At 69.4% G+C, this 22,024-nt stretch carries 21 protein-coding genes and 1 pseudogene; 9 read left to right on the forward strand and 13 right to left on the reverse strand.

From position 1 onward, the window contains the following. Positions 1 to 39 precede the first annotated feature (39 nt). On the forward strand, positions 40 to 1,035 hold the full coding sequence (locus tag ACIBO2_RS40245) for an MBL fold metallo-hydrolase (protein WP_397303749.1): 996 nt from the start codon (positions 40 to 42) through the stop codon (positions 1,033 to 1,035). 189 nt (positions 1,036 to 1,224) lie between these two features. On the opposite strand, the gene ACIBO2_RS40250 is transcribed toward ACIBO2_RS40245, so the two are convergent. Further along, the gene (locus ACIBO2_RS40250) at positions 1,225 to 1,467 is read right to left on the reverse strand and encodes a hypothetical protein (RefSeq protein ID WP_358535669.1); all 243 of its coding nucleotides are present in this window, start codon (positions 1,465 to 1,467) and stop codon (positions 1,225 to 1,227) included. A gap of 106 nt (positions 1,468 to 1,573) precedes the next feature. After that, a complete protein-coding gene (locus ACIBO2_RS40255) occupies positions 1,574 to 2,851 on the reverse strand; it encodes a Glu/Leu/Phe/Val dehydrogenase (protein WP_397303751.1) in 1,278 nt (425 codons plus the stop codon). 244 nt (positions 2,852 to 3,095) lie between these two features. Here ACIBO2_RS40255 and ACIBO2_RS40260 point away from each other — a divergent pair, with 244 nt between their 5' ends. Genes ACIBO2_RS40260 through ACIBO2_RS40275 form a run of 4 tightly spaced genes read left to right on the forward strand, consistent with a single transcriptional unit; the run spans position 3,096 to position 7,343 of the window. After that, complete coding sequence (locus tag ACIBO2_RS40260) at positions 3,096 to 4,643, forward strand: alkaline phosphatase D family protein (protein WP_358535674.1); 1,548 nt, start codon at positions 3,096 to 3,098, stop codon at positions 4,641 to 4,643. A 21-nt stretch (positions 4,644 to 4,664) separates the two neighbouring features. Next, positions 4,665 to 5,393, forward strand: coding sequence for a class I SAM-dependent methyltransferase (locus ACIBO2_RS40265; RefSeq protein WP_358535676.1), 729 nt, complete (start codon positions 4,665 to 4,667; stop codon positions 5,391 to 5,393). 53 nt (positions 5,394 to 5,446) lie between these two features. Beyond that, positions 5,447 to 6,058, forward strand: a complete 612-nt coding sequence (locus ACIBO2_RS40270) for an RNA polymerase sigma factor (protein WP_357947452.1) — start codon at positions 5,447 to 5,449, stop codon at positions 6,056 to 6,058. Continuing rightward, entirely contained in the window at positions 6,051 to 7,343 is a 1,293-nt protein-coding gene (locus ACIBO2_RS40275) for a CU044_5270 family protein (RefSeq protein WP_397303753.1), read from the forward strand. The genes ACIBO2_RS40270 and ACIBO2_RS40275 overlap by 8 nt, the downstream gene beginning before the upstream one ends. Positions 7,344 to 7,404: 61 nt before the next feature. Here the strand turns inward: ACIBO2_RS40275 and rocD are convergent, their stop codons facing one another. The 3 genes and pseudogenes from rocD to ACIBO2_RS40290 form a co-directional block, all read right to left on the reverse strand. After that, a complete protein-coding gene (gene rocD / locus ACIBO2_RS40280) occupies positions 7,405 to 8,619 on the reverse strand; it encodes an ornithine--oxo-acid transaminase (protein ID WP_363990599.1) in 1,215 nt (404 codons plus the stop codon). A 1-nt stretch (position 8,620) separates the two neighbouring features. Then, positions 8,621 to 9,424: pseudogene (ddaH, locus tag ACIBO2_RS40285) on the reverse strand (dimethylargininase); the annotation flags it as partial. 114 nt (positions 9,425 to 9,538) lie between these two features. Beyond that, a complete protein-coding gene (locus ACIBO2_RS40290; protein ID WP_397303755.1) occupies positions 9,539 to 10,081 on the reverse strand; it encodes an Lrp/AsnC family transcriptional regulator in 543 nt (180 codons plus the stop codon). Positions 10,082 to 10,172: 91 nt separating this feature from the next. On the opposite strand from ACIBO2_RS40290, the gene ACIBO2_RS40295 reads away from it, so the two are divergent. Continuing rightward, complete coding sequence (locus ACIBO2_RS40295; RefSeq protein WP_397303757.1) at positions 10,173 to 12,509, forward strand: GH1 family beta-glucosidase; 2,337 nt, start codon at positions 10,173 to 10,175, stop codon at positions 12,507 to 12,509. A gap of 58 nt (positions 12,510 to 12,567) precedes the next feature. On the opposite strand, the gene ACIBO2_RS40300 is transcribed toward ACIBO2_RS40295, so the two are convergent. Beyond that, the gene (locus ACIBO2_RS40300) at positions 12,568 to 13,512 is read right to left on the reverse strand and encodes a 2-oxoglutarate and iron-dependent oxygenase domain-containing protein (RefSeq protein WP_358535684.1); all 945 of its coding nucleotides are present in this window, start codon (positions 13,510 to 13,512) and stop codon (positions 12,568 to 12,570) included. Between the two features lie 62 nt (positions 13,513 to 13,574). Between ACIBO2_RS40300 and ACIBO2_RS40305 the strand changes: the two genes are divergently transcribed. Beyond that, positions 13,575 to 14,771, forward strand: coding sequence for a hypothetical protein (locus ACIBO2_RS40305; protein WP_358535686.1), 1,197 nt, complete (start codon positions 13,575 to 13,577; stop codon positions 14,769 to 14,771). Positions 14,772 to 14,812: 41 nt separating this feature from the next. Here the strand turns inward: ACIBO2_RS40305 and ACIBO2_RS40310 are convergent, their stop codons facing one another. The 4 genes from ACIBO2_RS40310 to ACIBO2_RS40325 all read right to left on the reverse strand — a co-directional run bounded on the left by ACIBO2_RS40310 (position 14,813) and on the right by ACIBO2_RS40325 (position 18,387). Next, the gene (locus ACIBO2_RS40310; RefSeq protein ID WP_358535688.1) at positions 14,813 to 15,187 is read right to left on the reverse strand and encodes a VOC family protein; all 375 of its coding nucleotides are present in this window, start codon (positions 15,185 to 15,187) and stop codon (positions 14,813 to 14,815) included. 60 nt (positions 15,188 to 15,247) lie between these two features. After that, a complete protein-coding gene (locus ACIBO2_RS40315; RefSeq protein ID WP_358535690.1) occupies positions 15,248 to 16,633 on the reverse strand; it encodes a glycoside hydrolase family 16 protein in 1,386 nt (461 codons plus the stop codon). A gap of 165 nt (positions 16,634 to 16,798) precedes the next feature. Next, positions 16,799 to 17,533: a hypothetical protein gene (locus ACIBO2_RS40320; RefSeq protein WP_397303761.1), complete on the reverse strand. Its 735-nt coding sequence runs from the start codon at positions 17,531 to 17,533 to the stop codon at positions 16,799 to 16,801. A gap of 194 nt (positions 17,534 to 17,727) precedes the next feature. Further along, positions 17,728 to 18,387: a hypothetical protein gene (locus ACIBO2_RS40325; RefSeq protein ID WP_397303763.1), complete on the reverse strand. Its 660-nt coding sequence runs from the start codon at positions 18,385 to 18,387 to the stop codon at positions 17,728 to 17,730. A 160-nt stretch (positions 18,388 to 18,547) separates the two neighbouring features. Here ACIBO2_RS40325 and ACIBO2_RS40330 point away from each other — a divergent pair, with 160 nt between their 5' ends. Further along, positions 18,548 to 18,679, forward strand: a complete 132-nt coding sequence (locus ACIBO2_RS40330; protein WP_397303765.1) for a hypothetical protein — start codon at positions 18,548 to 18,550, stop codon at positions 18,677 to 18,679. Between the two features lie 809 nt (positions 18,680 to 19,488). Then, positions 19,489 to 20,193, forward strand: a complete 705-nt coding sequence (locus tag ACIBO2_RS40335) for a DUF4097 family beta strand repeat-containing protein (protein WP_358535696.1) — start codon at positions 19,489 to 19,491, stop codon at positions 20,191 to 20,193. A gap of 83 nt (positions 20,194 to 20,276) precedes the next feature. Here ACIBO2_RS40335 and ACIBO2_RS40340 read toward each other — a convergent pair whose 3' ends face one another. Genes ACIBO2_RS40340 through ACIBO2_RS40350 form a run of 3 tightly spaced genes read right to left on the reverse strand, consistent with a single transcriptional unit; the run spans position 20,277 to position 21,753 of the window. Continuing rightward, the gene (locus ACIBO2_RS40340) at positions 20,277 to 20,753 is read right to left on the reverse strand and encodes a hypothetical protein (protein ID WP_358535698.1); all 477 of its coding nucleotides are present in this window, start codon (positions 20,751 to 20,753) and stop codon (positions 20,277 to 20,279) included. 8 nt (positions 20,754 to 20,761) lie between these two features. Then, positions 20,762 to 21,619 (reverse strand): hypothetical protein, encoded by an 858-nt coding sequence (locus ACIBO2_RS40345; RefSeq protein WP_397303767.1) that lies wholly within the window; start codon positions 21,617 to 21,619, stop codon positions 20,762 to 20,764. After that, positions 21,616 to 21,753: a hypothetical protein gene (locus ACIBO2_RS40350; RefSeq protein WP_358535702.1), complete on the reverse strand. Its 138-nt coding sequence runs from the start codon at positions 21,751 to 21,753 to the stop codon at positions 21,616 to 21,618. Before ACIBO2_RS40350 ends, ACIBO2_RS40345 begins: the two co-directional genes overlap by 4 nt. Positions 21,754 to 22,024: the final 271 nt, after the last annotated feature.

The raw sequence follows: 22,024 nt of genomic DNA on the forward strand, positions 1-22,024 counted from the left end.
GTGTTCTATTATTTTAGCAGCAGCCGAGAGGAGCAGAAGATGTCCAAGTCCAGAATTCCGGAACGCGAGATCGCCGAGCGGCCCGAGGGATACGGCGGGCCCAACCTGTCGCCGGTCGGCCTGGAGCTGGCTCCGCACGCCTTCGCCGACGGTGTGTACGCGCTGATGGCCGGCATCCCGCCCAAGGACAACAACGGCCTCATCGCCGGCCGCGACGCCGCGCTGGTGGTCGACGCGGGCATCACGCCCGCGATCTCCCACCAGATCCAGCGCCTCGCCGCCGAGCTGACGGCCAAGCCGGTGCGCTACCTGGTCAACACGACGTATCACGGCGACCACACGTTCGGGAACGCCGCGTTCCCCGCGGAGGTGGTCGTCGTCTCGTCGCGGCGGAACAAGAGCGAGATGTCCGACCTCGCGTACGAGAAGGAGATCAGGTCCGCCAACATGTACGGCGACGGCGGGCTGCTCGACGAGGTGAGCCGGTGGCGTAGCCCGGACGTGGTGTTCGACTCCTACGCCGAGATCGACCTGGGCGGGCGGCTGGTCCAGCTGCACCACTTCGGGCCGGGCAACGGCCCCGGCGACACCGTCGTGTACGTCCCCGACACCCGCACCGCGTGGACCGGCAACTTCCTCTGCCACGCGGGCACCGCGCACATGCTGTTGCAGGGCGGACCCGAGCCCTACCTGGCCTCACTGCGCCGGATGCGTGAGGCGCTGCCCGAGCTGGACACGATCGTGCCGGGTCACGGGCCGATGGGTGACGGGCACGCGGCCATCGACGCGCTCGTCGGCTACCTGGAGGTGCTCCACGACGAGGTCGCCGCGAGCGTGGCGGCCGGGCGGAGCCTGGAGGAGACGTTCGCCGCCTGCTCGAACCCGTGGGCGGAGCGGCTGGACCCGGCGCTGTCGGCGGCGCTCACGGCCTACGCGGTGCCACGGGAACTGGCGCAGGTCGGCATGCTTCAGCTCTGTCGTGACCTGCACCGGCTGAACATCCTGGCCACCTACCGTCTCTATGAGGGTCTGTGACCGCCATGGTCTCGATCTCTGTGACGGTCTGTGGTGGCTGATGTCCTTCTGGGAGGTACCCCCTTCGGGGGTGAGATGGAACGCGTCCGATGCGGTGGGTGTTCTTAGGGGACGTACCCCCTTCGGGGGGTGGGACAGAACGCGTCCGATGTCGCTGGTGTTCCTACGGGGATGCCCCTTCGGGGGCCGCTATGGCTGGGGTTTCGTCGGGGGCGAGGGAGAAGGGCCGTCGTCGCTGGTGTCCCTCTGGGGGGTTTTGTCCTGGTCGCTCCAGATGAGCAGGGCGACGCCGGCTGCCGCGACCGCGAGGTACACGGGGGTCGGGATGTCGAACAACCTGTGCAGCAGACCCCATTCGGTGTCGAAGAAGACTCGCGCCACGAATCCGCCCAACCCCTGAATGACCGCGATCACGCCCAGAAATCCCCTCATGCCTCCACCATGGCGGGCCGGTGGAGGCACGGGCATCGAACCTAGGGCTATCTCAGGGCCTACTAAAGTTCAGGCCGTCACGGGCAGGCCGTCCCAGGCAGGGCCGTCACGGGTAGAGGCCGCGCATCTGGTGCGCCTCCGCCACCCGGCCGACGCCGATGACGTGCGCTGCCTGCCGCAGGGTGAGGTCGCGGGCCGTGGCCAGCGAACGCACCTCGGCGTAGGCGCCCTCCATCAGCTCGCGCAGCTTCAGCTCCACCTCGTTGCCGCTCCAGGAGTAGGCCTGCATGTTCTGCACCCACTCCAGGTACGACACGATCACCCCGCCCGCGTTGGCCAGGATGTCGGGCACCACGATCGTGCCGCCCGCGGCCAGGATCTCGTCCGCCTCCGGCGTGGTGGGCCCGTTGGCGCCCTCCACGATCAGGCGGGCGCGGATGCGCGGCGCGTTCTCGGCGGTGATCGCCCCCTCCAGGGCCGCGGGCACCAGCACGTCCACGTCCAGCTCGAACAGCTCGGCGTGGTCCAGGGCGTCCGCGTGGCGGTAGCCGGACACGCCGCCCGACTCGGCGGCCCAGGCGCGCAGGTCGGCGATGTCGAGCCCGCCGGGGGCGTACACCGCGCCCGTCGCGTCGGACACGGCGACCACCGTGCAGCCGGCGTCGGAAAAGTACTGCGCGGCCGGGGCGCCCACCTTGCCGAACCCCTGTACGGCCACCGTCACGCCCTCGGGCGAGCGGCCGAGCGCGCACATGGCGGCGATCTGGACGCCGCGCGCGGTCGAGCCGGTCCGGCCGAGCGAGCCGCCCAGCGTCAGCGGCTTGCCGGTGACCACACCGGGCACCGAGTAGCCGGTGTTGACGCTGTAGGTGTCCATGATCCAGGCCATGGTCTGCTCGTCGGTGCCGACGTCAGGGGCCGGGATGTCCTTCTCCGGGCCGATCATCGGCAGGATCTCGTTGACGTAGCGGCGGGTCACGCGCTCCAGCTCGCGCTGGGTGAGCTCGGTCGGGTCCACGGCCACGCCGCCCTTGGCGCCGCCGTACGGGATGCCGACCAGCGCGCACTTCCACGTCATCCACATCGCCAGCGCGGTGACCTCATGGATGTCGGTGCTGGGGTGGAAGCGGAGGCCGCCCTTGGCGGGCCCGCGTGAGACGTTGTGCTGGACCCGGAAGCCTTGTACGACGTCCATGCGCCCGTCCTCGCGGCGCACGGGGACCGAGACGGTCAGCGAGCGGCGCGGCGTGGCGAGCATCGTGCGGAGCCCGGCGTCGAGCCGGAGATGTTCGGCGGCTTGGTCCAGCTGGTGGAGAGCCGAGTCGAGAGCCTGGCGGCCAGGTGTGATCAGGGCCGGCGTCCTTGACGGCACCATGACGGTCATGGAAGGGAGTCCTCCTGTTGTCTACGCCCGGTACGTAGGACAGGCGCCATTGCCTGCCTTGTTTGGGCGTTCGTGTCACGATCATCCTAGAGCGCGGCGTTTATCGCCGCCTACGGTTTTCGGATTGCCGTATCCAAGGCGATCTGCTGTCATCAATTACATGCGCTGAGCGGGATGCTGCAAACGCGCCACTCTGGCAGGCTTGCCCCGGCAAGTGTGCCGAACTGTCGAATCTGGGGGACTGATGCCCGCACTGGTCGTCGGGCCCATGCTGCGTTACGTCGATTCAGCCAGCGCCTCGATCTGGGTGGAGGTCGGCGAACCCGGCGTGGTCACCGTGGAAGCCGCGGGCCGGGCCTTCACCTCGTCCACGTTCACCGTCCACGGACACCACTACGCGATCGTCGATCTGCTCGGCCTGACCGAGGACGTCGACTCCTACGTGGTCAAGATAGGGGAAGAGCGGGTCTGGCCGCTGGAAGGCTGGCCACCCAGTCGGATCAGGTTGTTCCCGGCGGAGGGGCCGAGCCGGCTGGCGTTCGGCTCCTGCCGTACGAGCGTGCCCCACGAAGGCACGTACGTCCTGACCCACGGCGAGGACGTGCTGCGCACCTACGGCTCGCACCTCAAGGACGCCGGCCCCGAGGAGTGGCCGGACCTGCTGCTGCTCCTCGGCGACCAGGTCTACGCCGACAACCCGTCGCCCGAGATGCTGGAGTTCATCGCCGCGCGCCGGAACAGCGAGCCGCAGAAGGAGATCGCCGACTTCGAGGAGTACGCCGAGCTCTACCGCCAGGCGTGGACCGAGCCGGAGATCCGGTGGGCGCTGTCCACCGTGCCCACCGCGATGATCTTCGATGACCACGACCTGCGCGACGACTGGAACACCTCACAGACGTGGCGCGAGCAGATGGCCGCGACCTCCTGGTGGAAGCGCCGGGTGATCGCCGGGCTCGGCGCCTACTGGGTCTACCAGCACCTCGGCAACCTGTCGCCGGCCGAGCGGGCGGACGACGCGCTGCTGGCCGGCCTGCTGAAGGGCGAGGGCGGCGACGCGCTCGACGCCTTCGCCGAGCGGGCCGACGCCGACCCGAGCAGCAACCGGTGGAGCTACTCCCGCGAACTCGGCGACACCCGCCTGATCATGGTCGACACCCGCTGCGCCAGGCAGCTCACCCCGGGCGACCGGCGGATGCTCGACCCGGTCGAATGGGCCTGGCTGCGGGAAGAGGTCGCCAAGCCGGCCGAGCGGCTGGTCATCGGCTCGTCGATCCCGTTCCTGCTGCCGGAAGGCGTGCACTTCGTACAGAACTGGAACGAGGCGCTGTGCGACGGCAAGTGGGGCCGGTTAGTCGCGCGGCTCTCGGAGCGGTTCCGGCAGGCGATCGACCTGGAGCACTGGGCGGCCTTCCGCCGCTCGTTCGAGGATCTGGCCCGGCTGCTGGTCGAGGTCGGCAAGCCGGTGCTGGTCCTGTCCGGCGACGTGCACTACTCCTACCTGGCCAAGGTCAACGGCCGGCCGATCTACCAGGTCGTCTGCTCGCCGATCCGCAACCCGCTCAGCCCGGTGCTGCGCTGGGCCAACGTGTTCAGCCAGTTCGGCCTGGCCACGCTGGTCGGCGGGCTGCTGGCGCGGCTGGCCCGCATTCCGCGCCCGCCGTTCCGCTGGGAGGTCATCGCCGGGCCGTGGTTCCAGAACGCCGTGGCCACGCTGACCCTCCCTGGCGAACTGGACTGGTACGAATCATCCGGTGACACGGTCAAGCACATCGATTCTGTACGGATTCCGTGAAAACGGTTATCGTTGGCTTTTGTGTACCATGACCAGTACTCCGTCGCCGTGCCCTTCTACGACCTGTGGCACGAGGACGGGCACGTCCCGGAAGTACGCCGGCTCCTTCCGCCGCTGCTCAGCGGCATCGGTCGGAGCATCATGGAGATCGGGGCCGGCACCGGCCTGATCACCGAGCTGATCGCGTGGGAGACGCCGGCGGAGATCTATGCCGTCGAACCGTCGCTCGGCATGCGCTCGGTCCTGGTCTCCCGCCTGGCCGAGCGCGCCGACCTGCTGTCCCGCGTGACCGTCCTGCCGTGCGGCGCGCTCGACGTGGAGGTCGACGAGCCGGTCGAGGCCATCGTGATGATCTCGGTCCTGCACGGCTTCGACGCCGCCGAGCGGGAGCGGCTCTGGGAGGTCCTGGCCAGGCAGCTCGAACCCGGCGGGCTGCTGGTGTTCAACCACCGCGAACCGCCTCCCGCCGTCCCGGGCGAGCTCGAGCGCATGGGGTCGTACCAGGTCGGCAGGCACACGTACGAGATCTGGGGACAGGTGCTGGAGGCGGCCGGCGAGACCGTCAGGTGGCGCTTCCTCTACCAGATCAGGCAGCGCGGGGTGCTGATCAGCGAGGACGAGGTGGTGAGCGTCAGCCACCGGCCCGGCAGGGCGCGGCTCGACGCCGAGCTGGACGCGGCCGGCTTCACGGCCCAGCGGGCCGCGGAGGGCCTCCTGGCGTGGCGACTCAACGGTAGTTCATGGAAATAGCGTGAAATAGGTGGAACCGAGGTCCCGCGTGCGGTCAACAACAGGGTGACCGCATGAGAGAGGACCGGCACGTGGTGGGTGTTCAGGAGAAACCTGAAACGCTGGACGACTCGGCGCTGATCGCGCAGTCGGTGATTGATCCGGAACGTTTCGCGGTGCTGTTCGACCGGCACGCCGACGAGATCCACCGGTACGCGGCCAGGCGCCTCGGTCCCGAAGCGGCCGAGGACGTGACGGGCGAGGTGTTCCTGGTCGCCTTCCGCGTCCGGGCCCGCTATGACCGTACGTGGCCGGACGCCAGGCCCTGGCTGTACGGCATCGCCACCAAGGTCGTCGCCCAGCATCGCAGGGCGGAGCGACGGCGCATTCACGCGATGTCGAAGGTGAGCGCGGAGCGGCCGGGCTCGTTCGACGACCGCAGCGCGGACCGGGTCACCGCCGAACAGCTTCAGCCCAGGCTGGCGCGGGCGCTGACCAGGCTCAGCGCGGCGGAGCGCGACCTGCTGCTGCTGGTGGCGTGGGCGGACCTGACGTACGAGGACGCGGCGCTCGCGCTCGGCGTGCCGGTGGGCACGGTCCGGTCCAGGCTGCACCGGCTCCGCGTCAAGGTACGCAGAGCTCTCGGCGGCATCGACCCCTTCGCAGAGGAGCCCCAGCATGGATGACGAGATCCGGATGTTCGCGGACGGGAGGCCGGCCGCTCCGCCGTACCCGCAGGAGGCCCGCGCGAAGGCGCGTGAACGGTTGCTACGAGAGGCCCGCGAGGGGCGCGGGTTTCGCTTGCCGAAGCTGGGCTGGCAGGCCGCGGCCGCGTTCGGGGTGACGGTCGCTCTTGTCGGGGGCGTGGCCGTGGCTCTGTCGGCGCAGCAGCCGAAGATCGGGGTGGCCACGTCGGCCGCCACCCAGTCGGCGGCCGTGTCGGACGGTGAGCTGCAGCCCAAGCCGGGGCAGTTCATCATGGTCGCGTCCAACACGATGTACAGCTCGTTCACGCAGGCCAACGGCAAGATGACCCGCTATCTCTACCGGACGCACCGCGAGATCTGGCAGTCGGCTGATGCCAGCGCGGACGGCCTGCTGCTCATCGCGGGGCTCTCGCCCAAGCCGTGGCCGGGCGAGCCGCTGCCCGCGGAGGCACAGAAGTGGAAGGGGGAGAGCTGGATGCAACTCGCCTCCTGCCCGGACCGGCTCGCGGCCTTCCGGACCGACTACGCCTACCTCAGCACGCTGCCGAACGACCCGACGGCGATGCGGGACTTCCTCTACAAGCGGCAGTCCGCGCGGTCCGGCGGCAAGGAGGTCGCCGGCAAGGGGGAGGCCGACCGGGAGGCGTTCGTCGCGGCGGGGGACCTGGTCAGGGAGACCTACATGCCCAAGGCGCAGCGTGACGCGCTGTTCGAGGCGGCCAAGGAGATCCCGGGGGTGCAGGTGGCAGAGGGGGTCGAGGACTCCGCTGGACGCCAGGGGGTGGCCCTGGGCAGGGAGTCGGAGGGGACCCTGGATCAGCTGATCTTCGATCGGGACACGCACATGCTGCTGGGGGAGCGGCACACGGTCGTGGACGCCAAGGCCGCCGGCGCGCCGGTGGGCAGCGTGCTCGCCCTGACGGCCCAGCTGAAGGTGGCCGTCGCGGACCGGCTGCCGGAGCAGGCGAGTAAGGGGGAGAAGGACTCCTCCTGCATGCCTCAACCCGGCGCGACTGCGGATTCCACCGGACAGCCGACCGCTCCGCCCACTGTCGAGGTGACCGTCACGGCCACCGCTCCGGCTCCTGTTGAGACGACCGTCCCGCCCACCGCTGAGCCGAGCAACTCGGTCGGCGCTGAGCCGAGCAACTCGGTCGGCGCTGAGCCGACCTACTCGGTCGGCGCTGAGCCGACCGACTCGGCCAACGCTGAGCCGACGGTCACCATTGAGCCGTCGGCCCCAGTCCCTACGAAGACCGGCTGAACCAGTACGGCCCGCGCCCCGGAGTAGATGCGCGGGCCGTACCTGTTTCCAGGTGTGGTCTCTAGTTCTGACCGAAGGAGGCCAGCGCGTCGGCTAGCTGGTCGACCGCCCAGACCAGGTCCTCCTCCGAGATCACGATCGGCGGCGCCAGCCGGATCGTGGAGCCGTGCGTGTCCTTGGCCAGCACGCCGCGCGCCATCAGCGCCTTGGACAGCTCGCGCCCGCTGGCCAGCGACGGGTCGATGTCGACGCCCGCCCACAGCCCGCGCCCGCGTACCGTCACCACGCCGTGGCCGATCAGCTCGCGCAGCCGCGCGTGCAGCACCTCGCCGAGCTCGGTCGCCCTGGCCTGGAACTCGCCGGTGTTGAGGATCTCGATCACCGCGTTGCCGACCGCGCAGGCCAGCGGGTTGCCGCCGAAGGTGGAGCCGTGCTGGCCCGGCTTGATCACGCCGAGGATGTCCGCGTTCGCGGCGATCGCCGAGACCGGTACGACGCCGCCGCCGAGGGCCTTGCCCAGGACGTACATGTCGGGCACGACGCCCTCGTGGTCACAGGCGAACGTCTTGCCGGTGCGGCCGAGACCCGACTGGATCTCGTCGGCGATCATCAGGATCCCCTCGGCGGTGCACAGCTCCCGCACCTGCGGGAGGTAGCCGTCCGGCGGCACCAGCACCCCGGCCTCGCCCTGGATGGGCTCCAGCAGCACCGCCACCGTGTCGGCGTCGATGGCCTCCCTGATCGCCTCGACCGAGCCGTACTTAACGATCCGGAATCCCGGGGTGTAGGGCCCGAAATTGTCGCGGGCGTCGGGGTCGGTGGAGAAGCTGACGATCGTGGTCGTCCGGCCGTGGAAGTTGTCCTCCATCACGATGATGTTGGCCTGCTCCGGCCGGACGCCCTTGACCTCGTAGCCCCACTTGCGGGCGACCTTGACGGCGGTCTCGACGGCCTCGGCGCCGGTGTTCATCGGCAGGATCATGTCCTTGCCGGTGAGGTCGCCGAGCCCGGCACAGAACGTGGCGAACTGGTCGTGATAGAACGCCCGGCTGGTCAGCGTCAGGTTCTTCAGCTGCTCCTGAGCCGCCTGGATGATCTTCGGGTTGCCGTGCCCGAAGTTGAGCGAGGAGTAGCCGGACAGGCAGTCCAGGTAACGCTTGCCCTCGACGTCGGTCACCCACGCGCCGTGCGCCTCGTGGATGACCACGGGCAGCGGGTGGTAGTTGTGCGCGCTACGGCGCTCGCTTACGTCGATCAGCTCTTGGGTGGTGCTCATCTCAGTTCTCCCCCCGGATCTCCAGCGTGCAGCACTTGGGGCCGCCGCCTGCCTTGCGCAGCTCTGACAGGTCGACGGGGATCGGCTCGTAGCCGCGCCGCTTGAGCTCCAGCTGGAGGTCGCCCGCCTCGGCGTTGATCACCACGTGGGTGCCGTCGCTGACCGCGTTCAGCCCGAGGACCTCGGCGTCGGTGTCGGTCGCGAGCACCGCGTCCGGGAACAGCCGGGCCAGCACCGCGCGGCTGCCCTCGGAGAAGGCGGCGGGGTAGTAGGCGACGTTGCGGCCGTCGATCGGGAACAGCGCCGTGTCGAGGTGGTAGAAACGCGGGTCCACCAGCGTCAGCGAGATCACCGGCCGACCGGTGAACTCCTGCGCCTCCTGGTGCGCCGCCAGGTTCGTACGGAAGCCGGTGCCGGCCAGGATGACGTCGTCGAGCGTGAGGAAGTCGCCCTCGCCCTCGTTGACGTGCACCGGCTCCTTGACCGGGAAGCCGTTCTCGGCGAACCAGCGCAGGTAGGCCGGACCCTCGGCGGCCCGCTCCGGGAAGGCGAACCTGGCGCCGTAGACGCGCCCGCCGACGACCAGGGCGCCGTTCGCGGCGAAGACCATGTCGGGCAGACCCTCGACGGGATCGATGAGGCTGACCTGGTGCCCGAGGCTCTCGTAAGCCGATTTGAGGCCCTCCCACTGCCGGATCGCGAGATCGCGGTCGGTGTCGGCCTCGGGATGCATCCACGGATTGATCGCGTACTCGACCGTGAAGTATTCGGGGCGGCACATGAGGAAGTGCTTGGGCATGCAGGTCTCCGTCGGGGTCGTCGGGAAATGCCCCCTGCGGGGACGAAGACAGCCTAGAAATTTATGTTTGCGCAGGCCAAGGGGTTGACATTGCGTGTGCGCGCGGGTCTGTTGCGAGTCTCAGCCACCGACCTGCGTTCTGTTGCGCTCACCCGGTACGGCACCCCCGAACGGGTCCGATTCCGGCAGGGCACCGCTGGTGGGCGGCACCTCGGGGATGGCTCCCGGCGGCAGGTCGACGAGCCGCGACAGCACGATCGAGCTCTTGGTCCGCACCACGAACGCCTCGGCGGCCAGCCGCTCGATCACCCGCTCGACGTGCCGTACGTCCGTGGCCCGGATGTGCACCAGCGCGTCGGCCTCCCCGGTGATCGTGGCCGCCGCGACGACCTCCGGGCACTTGGCCACGGCCAGCGCGATGTCGGACGGCTTGGTCTTGCCCTGGCAGAACAGCTCGACGTACGCCTCGGTGGTCCAGCCGAGCGCCTGCGGCGCCACCCTGGCGCTGAACCCGGTGATCGCCCCGGCGTCGCGCAGCCGGTCGACCCGGCGCTTCACGGCCGACGCGCTCAGGGCGACCCGCTGCCCGATCTCCGCATAGGTCTGGCGGGCGTCGTCGACGAGCGCCGCGATGATGTCACGATCCAGCCGGTCCAGTTCCACGCGCCCTGTATACAGCCAATCCCGGCTGGCGCGCGACGAGCGCGCCGGGGGAGACTGGGCGCTCGATCTTTGACCGGAGGATACTGGGCAAGTGAGCAGCGCAGCCTTTCCCGAGAATTTCGTCTGGGGCGTCTCGACGTCCGCCTATCAAATTGAGGGCGCCAATGTGGCCGACGGCCGGGGACCGTCCATCTGGGACACCTTTTCCGATTCGCAGGCCGCCTGCGACCATTACCACAGATACGTCGAGGACATCGGCCTGCTGAAAGACCTGGGCGTGACCGCCTACCGTTTCTCGGTGAGCTGGCCGCGGGTCGTTCCCGGCGGCTCGGGGCGGGTCAACACCGCCGGGCTGGATTTCTACGAGAAGCTGGTCGACGAATTACTCGGCGCGGGCATAAAGCCGTACGCGACCCTCTACCACTGGGATCTGCCGCAGGCGTTGGAGGACGAGGGCGGCTGGGCCCTCCGCGACACGGCCGCTCATTTCGCCGACTACGCGCGGGTCGTGCACGATCGGCTGGGCGACCGCGTCGACACCTGGTTCACGGTCAATGAGCCGTGGGTGGCGGCCTTTCTGGGTTATGGCTCCGGCATTCACGCGCCGGGCCGCACCTCGGCGGCCGACGCCTTCAGGAGCGCGCACCACCTGCTGCTGGCGCACGGGCTCGCGACCCGGGCGCTGCGCCCGTCCAAGGTGGGGCTGGTGCTCAACTTCGGCCCCGTCATGACGCCGGGCCAGGTCGGCGACCTGTCGATGGAGTTGCCGGAGGAGGACGCGGAGGCGGTGGCCAGGATCGACACGCTGCTGCACCGGCAGTTCCTGGAGCCCGTGCTGCGCGGCGCCTATCCCGCCGAACTGCTCCCGGTCATCGAGCGGACCGCGGGTCTCGACCACATCCAGGACGGCGACCTGGCCACCATTTCCCAGCCGATCGACCTGCTCGGCGTCAATTACTACGCGCCGACCGTCGTACAGGCCCAGCCGAGCCAGCCCGCCGACCCGGCCTATCCGGGAAGCGCGGGAATTCTCTTCTGCACCGTGCCGACCGCGGTGACCGCGATGGGCTGGCCGATCGTCCCTGACGCACTCCCGCTGCTGCTCCGCCGCCTTTCCCGGGAATATCCAGAAACCCAGTTGATGCTCACCGAGAACGGCGCAGATTTCGTCGACGTGATATCGGGCGACGGCATTCACGACGTCGACAGGATCAATTTCATCGAGGAGCACCTGCGCGCGCTCCGGGTGTCTGTCGAGGAGGGCGCGCGGGTCAGCGGATATCTGCTCTGGTCATTGCTGGACTGCCTGGAATGGGCCGATGGGTACCAGCGCAAGTTCGGCGTCTACCACGTCGACTTCGCCACCCAGCGGCGGCGGCCGAAGGACAGCGCCCACTGGTACCGCGATGTCATCAAGCGCAACGGCCTGGGCGAGAGCCGCCCGAAACGGCCCACGCTGGAGACCGTCGCCGCCCGCGCGTCGGTCTCCAGGGCCACGGCGTCCCGCGTCATGAACGGTGAGGCGTCGGTCAGCTCCGAGGCCCGCGCCAGCGTGCTGCGCGCCGTACAGGAGTTGGGCTACGTCCCCAACGCGGCGGCCCGCAGCCTGGTCACGCGCCGCACGGAGTCGATCGCGCTGGTCCTGTCCGCGCCCAGGCCCGGCGGCGAGGCGCTGACCGCGGCCGTCGTCCAGTACGTCACGAGCGTCCTGGAAGGGGCGGGCAAGCGGATCACGCTCATGCTCGCCGACACGGCGGAGAGCCACCGGCGCATCGTCCAGCACGTCGAGGCCCGGCTGGTGGACGGTGTCATCCTCGCCATGCCGGACCGGACCGGCCCGCTGACCGAGAGCCTGGGCCGCACGGGCCTGCCGCTGGTCCTGCTCGGCAAGCCGCCGGTCGCCTCCCTGATCCCTTACGTGGACGTGGACAACATCGGTGGCGCGGCGGCGGCGACGAACCACCTCCTGGCCGCCGGCCGTCGCGACCTCGGCATCATCTGCGGCCCCCTGGACGTGGTCACGGTCCAGGACCGCCTGACAGGCCACCGGAACGCGCTCGAACGGGTGGGCGCGCACCCCTTGATCGCCACCGCCGAGCCCACCCTGGAGTCGGGCGCGGCGGCGGCGCGGCGCCTGCTCGCGGACAACCCCCGGCTGGACGCCGTCTTCGCCACCTCCGACCACCTGGCGATCGGCGCGCTGCGCGCGGCCCGGCAGGCGGGCAGGCGGGTGCCCGAGGACCTGGCGATCGCGGGCTTCGACGACATAGACGCGGCCGCCTGCACCACCCCGTCCCTCACCACGGTCCAGGCCCCGGTCGCGGAGCAGGCCATGGCGCTGGCCAGGCTGCTGCTGTCGAGGCTGGAAGGCAGGCACACCACGTCGGTCATCGTCCCGACCCGCCTCGTGGTGCGGGAATCCACCTAGACGGCCTCACCGCTTTGACGGCCTCCCCGCGTCCGGCTCACTCGGCCGGGCGCGGGGGCTATAGCGCGTCGGCGAGATGGGGGAAGACCTTGGACACCTTCGCGAGGAGATAGTTTCCGTATGTGCCGCTGAACGCCCGCAGATCCTGCCCGTCCCAGCGCGCGCGGCCCCCCGGTGTGTACGGAAGCGGCGGCACCTCACAATCCCAACCGGGATCGAAGAAGAACGGATAACTCAGACGCTCGTTGCCGCTCAGGTTGCGCACCCGGTGCGGGGTGGACCGATAGAGACCCCCAGTCAGCTTGTCCAGCATGTCGCCGATGTTGCAGACGAACGTGCCCGGCAGCGGTGGCGCGTCGACCCAGCCGCTAGAGGTGTGGACCTGGAGCCCTTCGTTGCCGTCCTGAAGCAGGAGAGTGAGCAGCCCATAGTCGGTGTGCTCGCCGACGCCCCACTCGTCCTTGTTCGGCACCGCAGGCGGATAGTGAAATATCCGGAAAAGGATGGTCGGATCGGCCGTGTAGCCGGTACGGAAATAGTCCTCGGGCAATTCCAGGCTGAGCGCGATCCCCGACATGACGGCCTGGGCGACACCGGTCATCGTGCCGAGGTAGTCAAGCACGGCCGCGCGCAGCTCGGGCACCTGGTCCGGGAACAGGTTCGGGCCGTGCAGCGGCACCTCGCTCGCGGGCTCCTCGGCGCCGAAGTAGACGCCTTCCTTCTGGTCCGGCCGCCCGGAGGTCAGCTCGTCGCCGACCGGGAAGAACCCGCGCCAGGCCCGGCCGCCGCGCTCCATCGAGATCTCGTTCTTCACCTCGACCGGCAGCTCGAAGAACCTCCTGGCCGCCGCGTCGAGGCGGGCGACGAGCTCGGGGGAGACCCCGTGACCCGAGACGTAGAAGAAACCGCTGTCCCGGCAGGCGGCGCCGATCCATTCCGCAACAGCACCCCTGTCCTTGGAGGAGAGGAGCGGTGAGATATCGATCACCGGCAATTCGCTCACGACGCCATTGTTCCGCATTCCCGGCGATTAGCATCGAATGACAGGACCGCGTTGGAGGCCGCATGCGCTTCACTCGCCGGAACGAGCACGAGCACGGGGACGAATCCGACGAGCCACGCCAGGTCGCCCGTATCGCCCCCGCCGTCGCGTACGACGGAGACCTCTACCACCTGCCCGACTGGGCGCAGCGCCGCCGCGAAGAACGCGAGCTGGGCCGCGCCCACGCCACCGACGGCCAGATCGACACGCTCACCCTCGAAACCGGCAGCGTGCCGCGCTTCCACGAGCTGGAGGACGAGCGCCTGGCCGAACTGGCCCAGATCGAGAACCTCACCGAGCGCGAGATCCAGCAGGCCCACGCCGAGTTCGAGGCGCAGAAGATCAAGCTGACCGAGTCGCAGCGCACGTTCGGGGAGGCCCGGCAGGCCCTCGACGACACCCAGCGCCGGGTGCGGGAGCTGGAGCAGCCGAGCAGGCGCCCCGGCGACGGTCGCCCGAGCTCCATCGCGCTGTCCGGCAGCCGCTGGCCGGTCGTCCGCCGCTGGCTGCCCGCCGCGCTGCTCCTGCTGCTCCTGCTGATCGTCGAGGTGCCCATCCTCTACCAGGTGATCCTGAACTGGGGCGACAGCGTGGCGATGACCGCCCTGCTCGCGGCGGGCGCCGCATTGATCATGCTGGTCGCGCCGCACATGTACGGCAGGTCGTTCCGGGCCTGGCAGGAGAACGGCAGCCCCGCCAAGGGACGCTGGCTGCTGATCGGTGTCGCGCTCGTCTGGCTCGGCCTGATCGTCGCCGTGGCCGTGCTCCGCCGCGAGGCCCTGGTCAAGCCACTGGTCGTGGACGGTCAGGAGATCGGGCCCACCTCCTCAGGCGTCGGCCTCGTGCCCACCATGATCCTGCTGCTCGCCCTGCTCGTCGCCACCGCGCTGATCGCCGCCGACCTGGGGCGCAGGATGCACAACCCCAACGACCGCCGATTGCGCGAGCTGCGCGCCAAACGCGACGCCGAGGCGTCGGCCTGCGCCGCCGCCCAGGCCGACTACCAGCGAGACGCCGGGTACGCGGAGAGTGTCGCGCAGTACCTCCAGGCCGTCGAACGGCGTCAGGCCAGCAGGATGAGACAGCTCGACAGCGGGTTCGACAGCCTTGGCACGGCGTACCTGGGCGGCGTGGTGGAGGGCCTGCACGACCCGGAGGCGGCGAGCTGGGCCGAACGCATCGTGGTCAGACGCCGCAGCACCAACCCTCAGGGAACCTGAGGTACGGCGGCTCCCTGCGGCGGGCGAGGTGTCTGATCAGCTCAGTTGGCGCGCTCGGCCTCGCCGCGCTCAACGCAGAACTCGTTGCCCTCAGGGTCGCGCAGTGTCACCCAACCGCGCCCGTCAGCCTTGCGGTGGTCCTCGTGCAACTTCGCCCCAAGGGAGATGATGCGCTCCACCTCCTCGTCGCGGGTCCGGTCGGTCGGCATCCAGTCGAAGTGGATCCGGTTCTTCGCCGTCTTGCCCTCCGAAACCCGGATGAACAGCAGGCCCGGCACGGGCGAGGGCGCCACGACGAGCACCTCGGGGTCACCCGGCTCGTCCTCGTCGGACAACGGCCACCCGGTCACCTGGCTCCAGAAGGTCCCCAGCTCGTACGGTTCGGCACAGTCGATCGTCACATGGCGCAGAATCATGACGCCAACCCTAGCCAGGTGATCAGTGCGGTCCCGCCATCTCCCCCGAGAGGCGGTCCCTCAGGTGGTGGAGAACGTGAACCAGTTGACGTTGACGAAGTCGGCCGGCTGCCCGCTGCTGAACGTCAGGTAGACCGTGTGCGTACCGGTCACTCCCGAGATGTTCGCCGGCACCGTCCGCCAGCTCTGCCAGCCGCCCGTGTTGGCCAGCGCAAAGTCGCCGATCGGTGTGGCGGTGGGGCTGTCGAGCCGTACCTGCACGAGCCCGCTCACCCCGGCCCCCGCCCCGGACGCCACCCTGGCCTTGAACTGCCCGGCGGCCGTGGAGCCGAAGTTCACCCCGTCGAAGCGGAGCCAGTCGCCGTTGGCGATGGCGCCGACGTTCTGGCCGCCGCCCGTGTCCGTGGTGGTCTCGACGATGGTGCCCGACTGAGCCTGGTAGCTCTCGGCCTGGATGGTCGAGCGGGCGTCCACCCCGCCTGGCGGGTTGGTCGGTCCGGAGCTGCCGCTCTGCCATACCGCCACGTAGTCGACGACCATCGGCCGCCCCGGCACGGTGGCCGCGACCGGCGTCCCGCTGCCGGCCAGCGCGTTCGGGAAAGCGCCGCCCATGGCCACGTTGAGCAGCAGGAAGTACCCGGCGTGCCCGGTCATGTTGGCCCAGCTCGTGGCGTCCATCTGGGACTGGCTCACGCTGTGGAACTGCTGGCCGTCCACGTACCAGCGCAACTGGTTGGGACTGACGCCGCGGTCCCACTCGAAGCGGTAGGTGTGGAAGGCCTCCTGGCACGTCGAGCCGGGGCAGGCGCGGTTGGCGCCCAGGCCGGTGGTCTCGTTGCACGGCCCGCCGGGGCTCACGCCGCAGTGCAGGACGCCCCAGACGGAGTTGATGCCGTTGACGTTCTCCATGATGTCGAACTCGCCGATGCCCGGCCAGTTCCAGTAGTTGCCCCGGTACGGCGAGCCGAGTGCCCAGAACGCCGGCCAGTAGCCGAGGGCGGCCTGACCGGTCACGTTCGGCATCTGGATGCGGCCCTCGATGCGCAGCACCCGCCCGTCGGCCGGCTTGAAGTCGGACCGCGTCGTCTCGATGCGTGCCGACGTCCATTCGCCGGAGCTGCTGCGCTGGGGCGTGATGCGCAGGTTTCCGGCGCCGTCGAGGCCGAGGTTGGAGGAGGAGCCGGTGTAGTTCTGGATCTCGCCGGTGCCCCAGTTGCCCGGTCCGCCGGGGTACGCGTGCCCGGTGTCCACGATCCAGTTGGCCGACGAGGGCGGCGCGCCCGCGTTGCCGTTGAAGTCGTCCGACCAGACGAGTGACCAGCCGGAAGGGGTTGGGGGCACGGCCGCGGACGCACTCACGGCCACGTGCACGAGGAGGGCGGCGAGCACCGCCAGCGCCACGGCCACCGCCGCCAAGCGCCTGCGGGCCGGTGATTGTGCTGCCATTCCTTGCTCCTGGGGGGATGCGGAGGCTTGAGCAGGGGTTGTTCGTGCTAGAGAGCGCTCTCTCACCGAGACGTAAACACAGGCGTAACGCCGTGTCAACACGGCCTTGACGGCTCAGGGTCAGACCACTCGCCGCCTTTAGAGAGCGCTCTCGAAGTCGCTCCGCTACAGCAGATCGACCGGACTCGCTCCCGCCGCCTCGAACGTCTCCTTCCAGAAGTCCTCCAGCAGTGGGAAACGGTCAGGACTCGCCGTCTTCTCCCGCAAAAACCCATGCACGACCACCCCGTAACCAGCCAGATCAGGCATCAACTGCGACTCCCGCAACTGCTTGGCCTTCTGCTTCCTGGCGGCCTCGCTCAGGTCGAGCTTGTTGATGTTCAGCTCACCCCGGTTGTTGATGAGGTCGCTGAACACGATGATCCGATGCGCCTTGTCGGGTTGCCGCTGGGCGCTCATCTGCTTGACCAGGTACCGAAGCGCCCCCAGCACGTCCGACCCCTCGCCTTCGGTCGGGCAGTCGAACAACTTCACCGCCCGGGGGAGCACCTCGGTGATCCGATGGGCCCGGATGCGGTCTTCGACGACCGGGTTCGCGTTGGGGTTCTCGGCTTTGGTCGCCGCGATGGACACCGGGTCCTGGCGGCACGTACTGCTCTCGGAGCTTCCGGTCACGGCGGCGTACGCGATCCAGTCACAGCCCTGCGCGAAGGCGGGCAACTTGGAGGTGACGTCACTGCGGGAAGTCGCCGGATCGGCATAGCTCGTGGAGTCCACGACCACCCCGCACACAGCCTTCGCCTCAGTCCCACACCCAGCAACCCCGCCCACCACCAGCACCACCACGGCCACCGAAGCCATCGCCCGCCGCGTGACGCCTGCCCAGGCTGTCGACGCCATTGCCCGCCGCGTGACGCCTGCCCAGGCCGCCGAGGCCGTAGCCCGTCGCCCGACGCCTGCCCAGGCCATTGAAGCCCTCGCCTGCAACGCGGTGCCCGCGCAAGCCACTGACCGCCCCCCAACGCCCGCCCGCCGCCTGGCCACCTGCGTCAGGGGCTCCCCCCGCCCCCCGGTGTCGCCGCCACCCGCGTCCGTCATCGCCTTCCTCCAGCCCCCGGCTCGTCACCCTCCGACCTGACCCCCCGATCAGGCGCCGTTTCTTCAATGGGCCCCAGATCGGAGGCCGAGTCCGAGGCGGGGCGGTGGCCTACGCCGGGGCCGGGGCCGGGGCTGGCGTTGGGACCCATGTCGGTGTTCGAGCCGGGACTGGCGTCCGAATCGGAGGCGGCATCCGAATCGGAGGTGGTGTCCGAATCGGAGGTGGTGTCCGAACCGACATCCCCTTCGGAACCCTCCGAATCCAGGTCGGCATCGGGGGTTGCCTCTCTGGGCAGGGAGCGCCGCACCTCGCTGGGCAGCGTCCGGGGTATGACCTCGGCGTGCCATACCTCGATCCGCGCCTCGACCTCCTCCATGATCCGCCCGATCTCCTCCCGCCCGGAGACCGCCGCCGCACTGTCCCCCGAGGAGTCCATCGCGATGACCTCGCCCTTCCACAGCGACGGAATCTCCTCTTTACGCGGATGAGCCCGCATCACCCCACCCCGATAGGCGGCGATGAGCTGCTCGGCCCTGGCATGCACGGTCTCCACGGCGTGGTTGCGCTCGATCAGCGCGCTCTCCCACTCCTGCGTGAGCCGCTCGATCTGCGCCCTGGCCCGATGAACCGTGTCACTGGCCTCCTGTAACACCACCCTGCGCCGCGCCTCACCCCGCCGCCGCCTGGCCTCCGCGATGGAAATGAACGCATCCTCCCCACCAGCGGAGACCCGCGTTGAAGCGTTGGCAGAAGCAGCAGCGGAATCACCCGCCGACCCAGCACCCTCGACCCCAGACCCAGACCCAGACCCGGCAATGAACCCGGACCCCGACTCCGACCCTGACGCCGACGCCGACGCCGACGCCGACGCCGACGCCGACGCCGACGCCGACGCCGACGTCGACCCGGAGCCCGACCCCGACCTTGGCCCGGACCCGTTGCCGTAGCCGCCGTCCGGCCGCAGATCGGCCCGCCCGAGCTCGCGCAGTATCGTCTCCCGAGCCCCCACAGCCCGCTCAAGCAGCGCCGTTCTGGTGGCCGCCAGCCGCCGATCAACCTCGGTGATCCGTTCCCGCGCCAGAGCACGCACCTCGGTCACGTACGAAGGCTGGAACTCCGGGTCCGTGAATTCCCCAAGCGGATGCTGCCGGGCATCCCGCATCCCCTGCCGACGCGCTTCCTCCCGCTCGGCCAGCGGATCGCCCGCCCCCCACTTGAACAGCCGCGACCAGAACGCCATCCGCGTCTCCCGGCAGAGAACCGCTACCCGGCTAGAGTGCCCTGACTCACCACCCTAATCGCTCAATCCCCACCCAAAGCAGCCCTCTCCTCAACGCAAACCAGCCAGCACACCGCACTGGAAGCGCCGGGCCCTGCAGCGGAGACAGGACCCGTACTTCCGGCTCGGCGGGCTCGCCCCGATCGCCGGCCCGTTCAACCTGAGCTCGTTCGAGGCCGCGGCGGCCGACGACTAGGTGCGGATGTCCTCGTTCTCCCTGGCCTACTTCGTGATCTCCAGGAACCGCTACACCGACATTTACCGCACGCCGGCCGAGGTGTTCCGCGCTGCCAGAGCCACCTGCACTCCCGCGGCGCGACGCAGACCCTCACCGACGCGGGCGACGTGGACCCCAACCAGACCGTTCGCAAGGCGCTGCCCTTGGTGATCACTGGTTTCACTCAGTGATGTCATCAGGGGGATTTCAGGGATCCCCTTGAGGCCGGGTACGGGGCGGATCGCCCAGAATTGAGCACCATGAAGATCGAGAGAACAGCGGTGATCGCGGGCCTGCTCGGGCTCGCGGCGGTGTTGACCGGATGCGGCGCCGGTATTACGCCCGAGGCGGACACAAAGTCGTACGACCTCACCGACAAGGTGGCGGCGCTGCACATCGAAGCCGACGCCGGCACCGTGGACGTGGTCGAGTCGGATCGGCAGGGCATCCATGTGACCGAGCGCCTCAACTGGCGCAAGAACAAGCCGACGACCCGCCACGAGGTACGGGGTGACACGCTGGAGTTGGCGTTCGACTGCCCGACCAGTTGGGGGCTGGGCGCCTGGGGCGTGACCTGCGACGTGAGCTACCAGGTCGAGGTACCCAAGGGCCTGCGCGTCAAGGTCCGCTCCGATTCGGGGGACCTGACGCTGAAGGGGCTGTCGGGCGCGCTGGAGGCCACGAGCGACTCCGGGACCGTCAAGGCCATCGGCCTGACGGCCAAGGAGGTCGCCGCGAAGACCGATTCGGGGGACATGACCCTGACCTTCACCGGGCCGCCCGACAAGGTCACGACCGTCACCGATTCGGGCAAGACCGTGATCCACGTGCCGCAGACGCCGTACCGGATCGACGCCAAAACCGACTCCGGGAACAAGGTCATCAGGACCGCCAGCGACACCTCGGCCCAGCGTTCGATCGCGCTGTCCAGCGACTCCGGGGACATGGAGGTCGCGACTCCCTGAAGCCCCCCAGCCCGCCGGTGCTCTCGGCGACCGGCGACCGGCACGACGCCGAGGACCTGGTGTTATCTAGTGCCTAGAGGCTCCTAATCTCGCCGGGCTCCTTCGGGCCAGATCACCCGGACAGGCACCTCTCGCCGCCGAGCCTCGGCCACCACGTCGGCAGTGCCGCCATACCCTCGGGCGGGCTGCCCGTCCCAGACGGCGAACAACACATCGGCGTCGTCCAGCATGCGCGAACTGGCCGTCATGTGGGACTCCGAGGTGGACTCCACGAAGTCCAGCCTGTGGGCCCGGACAGCCCGGCCCAGCAACTCGTCGTAAGCCGCATGGCACTCGCTCGGCAGCCCGTCTCGGTACTCCTTGGCCGGAATCACCGCCTCCAGCGCTCCACCAAGGTCCAGCACCCCGCGAGCGAAGATCTGATCGGCCCCATCCGCCAAACAGGACAACCCACTGATGTCGGGAAGGTACGCCGCGAGCGCCTCACGTATCGCCCGATCGACCAGCACGGCAGTCTCTTCCGGCAAGCCCCGGTGACCGGAGACGGCGATGCGGACCATGATCCCCCTCAGAGCAGAGTGGCGTGCAGACGTTCGTCGAAGGACCGAAGGGCGTTGGATGGCGGGCCGCCATAGGCACGACGGAAGGTCCTGACCCGATGCAGGACACGCTCCGACCCATACGCCGTCCCCACCGTGAGCGCGTTGGAGGCCAGATACAGCGCCTCGTCATAGCGTCCCGACATGGCCTCGACGGTCGCTACCTCGGTCATGAGCACGCCCCGTTGCTTCGCACCGGGCTGGGCCGAGGAGAGCGACTCGTTGAAGGCAGCGACGGCCTCGGCCGGCCGCTTGAGCCGTACCATCACCAGCGCGCGATAACCCGCCGGCTTCGCATGATCAAAGGGGAACACCCACGGCCAGGGCGGCGCGACGGCCCGTACCGCCGACTCCGCCGCTCTCAACGCCTGAAGCGCGGCCGCCTCGTCTCGTGCGGCTGCGTGGCCGAGCGCTTCGATGCTCAACAGCCACGCGCGAGCGGTAGCCGGGGGTCGCTCGCCGATCTCCCGCCGCGCCCTCGCCAGAAGGTTCAGTCCGGTGAGCGGATCGTCGGCGTCGATCTCGAAGGCGGCCAGACTGCCGATCATGTACGCCGCCAGCAGCGCGTTGTCAGCCTGCCGTGCGCTGTCGATCGCACGACGGTAGTAGAAGCGCGCCGAACCGGTGTCCTGCATGTCAGCGTGCACCCAGGCCGCGAAGCCCGCCGCCTCGCTCAGAGCAGACCGGACCTCATCAGCGTACGGTGACCGCGACGCGCAGCCGAGGACGCGGTTCGCGAGATCGACCTGGGCCACGGCCAGCCGGGCGAGTTCACGCGCAGGCGTGCCGGCCTCCAAGCGGCGGTGGGCGCCGGTGATACTGGTCACGTGGCGGCTGTGGTCTCGTCCACGTCCGGGCGCTTGGGCAGGGCCACGCCCGCCAGCGCGGTCAACGCCACCGCCTTGCCGAAATCTCTGCGCTTCGTCGGATCGTCATCCTCTCGGGCTCCGAATCGGAGCAAGTGAAGCGGGACCCCGATACGAATGGATATCTCCCGAACCTGGTCTACGGTGAGCGGCTGACGGCCACGAAGCACCTTGGACACCCGCCCATCGAATCGCCCTCCGCTACGCGACGCTCCGCATGTCGTACCCGCTCTCGCCCCTGATCGCCGGAGCGCGGCCGTGTCCCTGACCTTGCAGCAAGTGCTCAGCAGATTCCCTGACTGGCAGATCACCGACATGTCCGGAGGCTGGGTCGCCATCCGCGCCCACTTCGTGCCCAAGAACAGC

Source organism: Nonomuraea sp. NPDC050022 (assembly GCF_044460705.1).
Taxonomy (GTDB): domain Bacteria; phylum Actinomycetota; class Actinomycetes; order Streptosporangiales; family Streptosporangiaceae; genus Nonomuraea.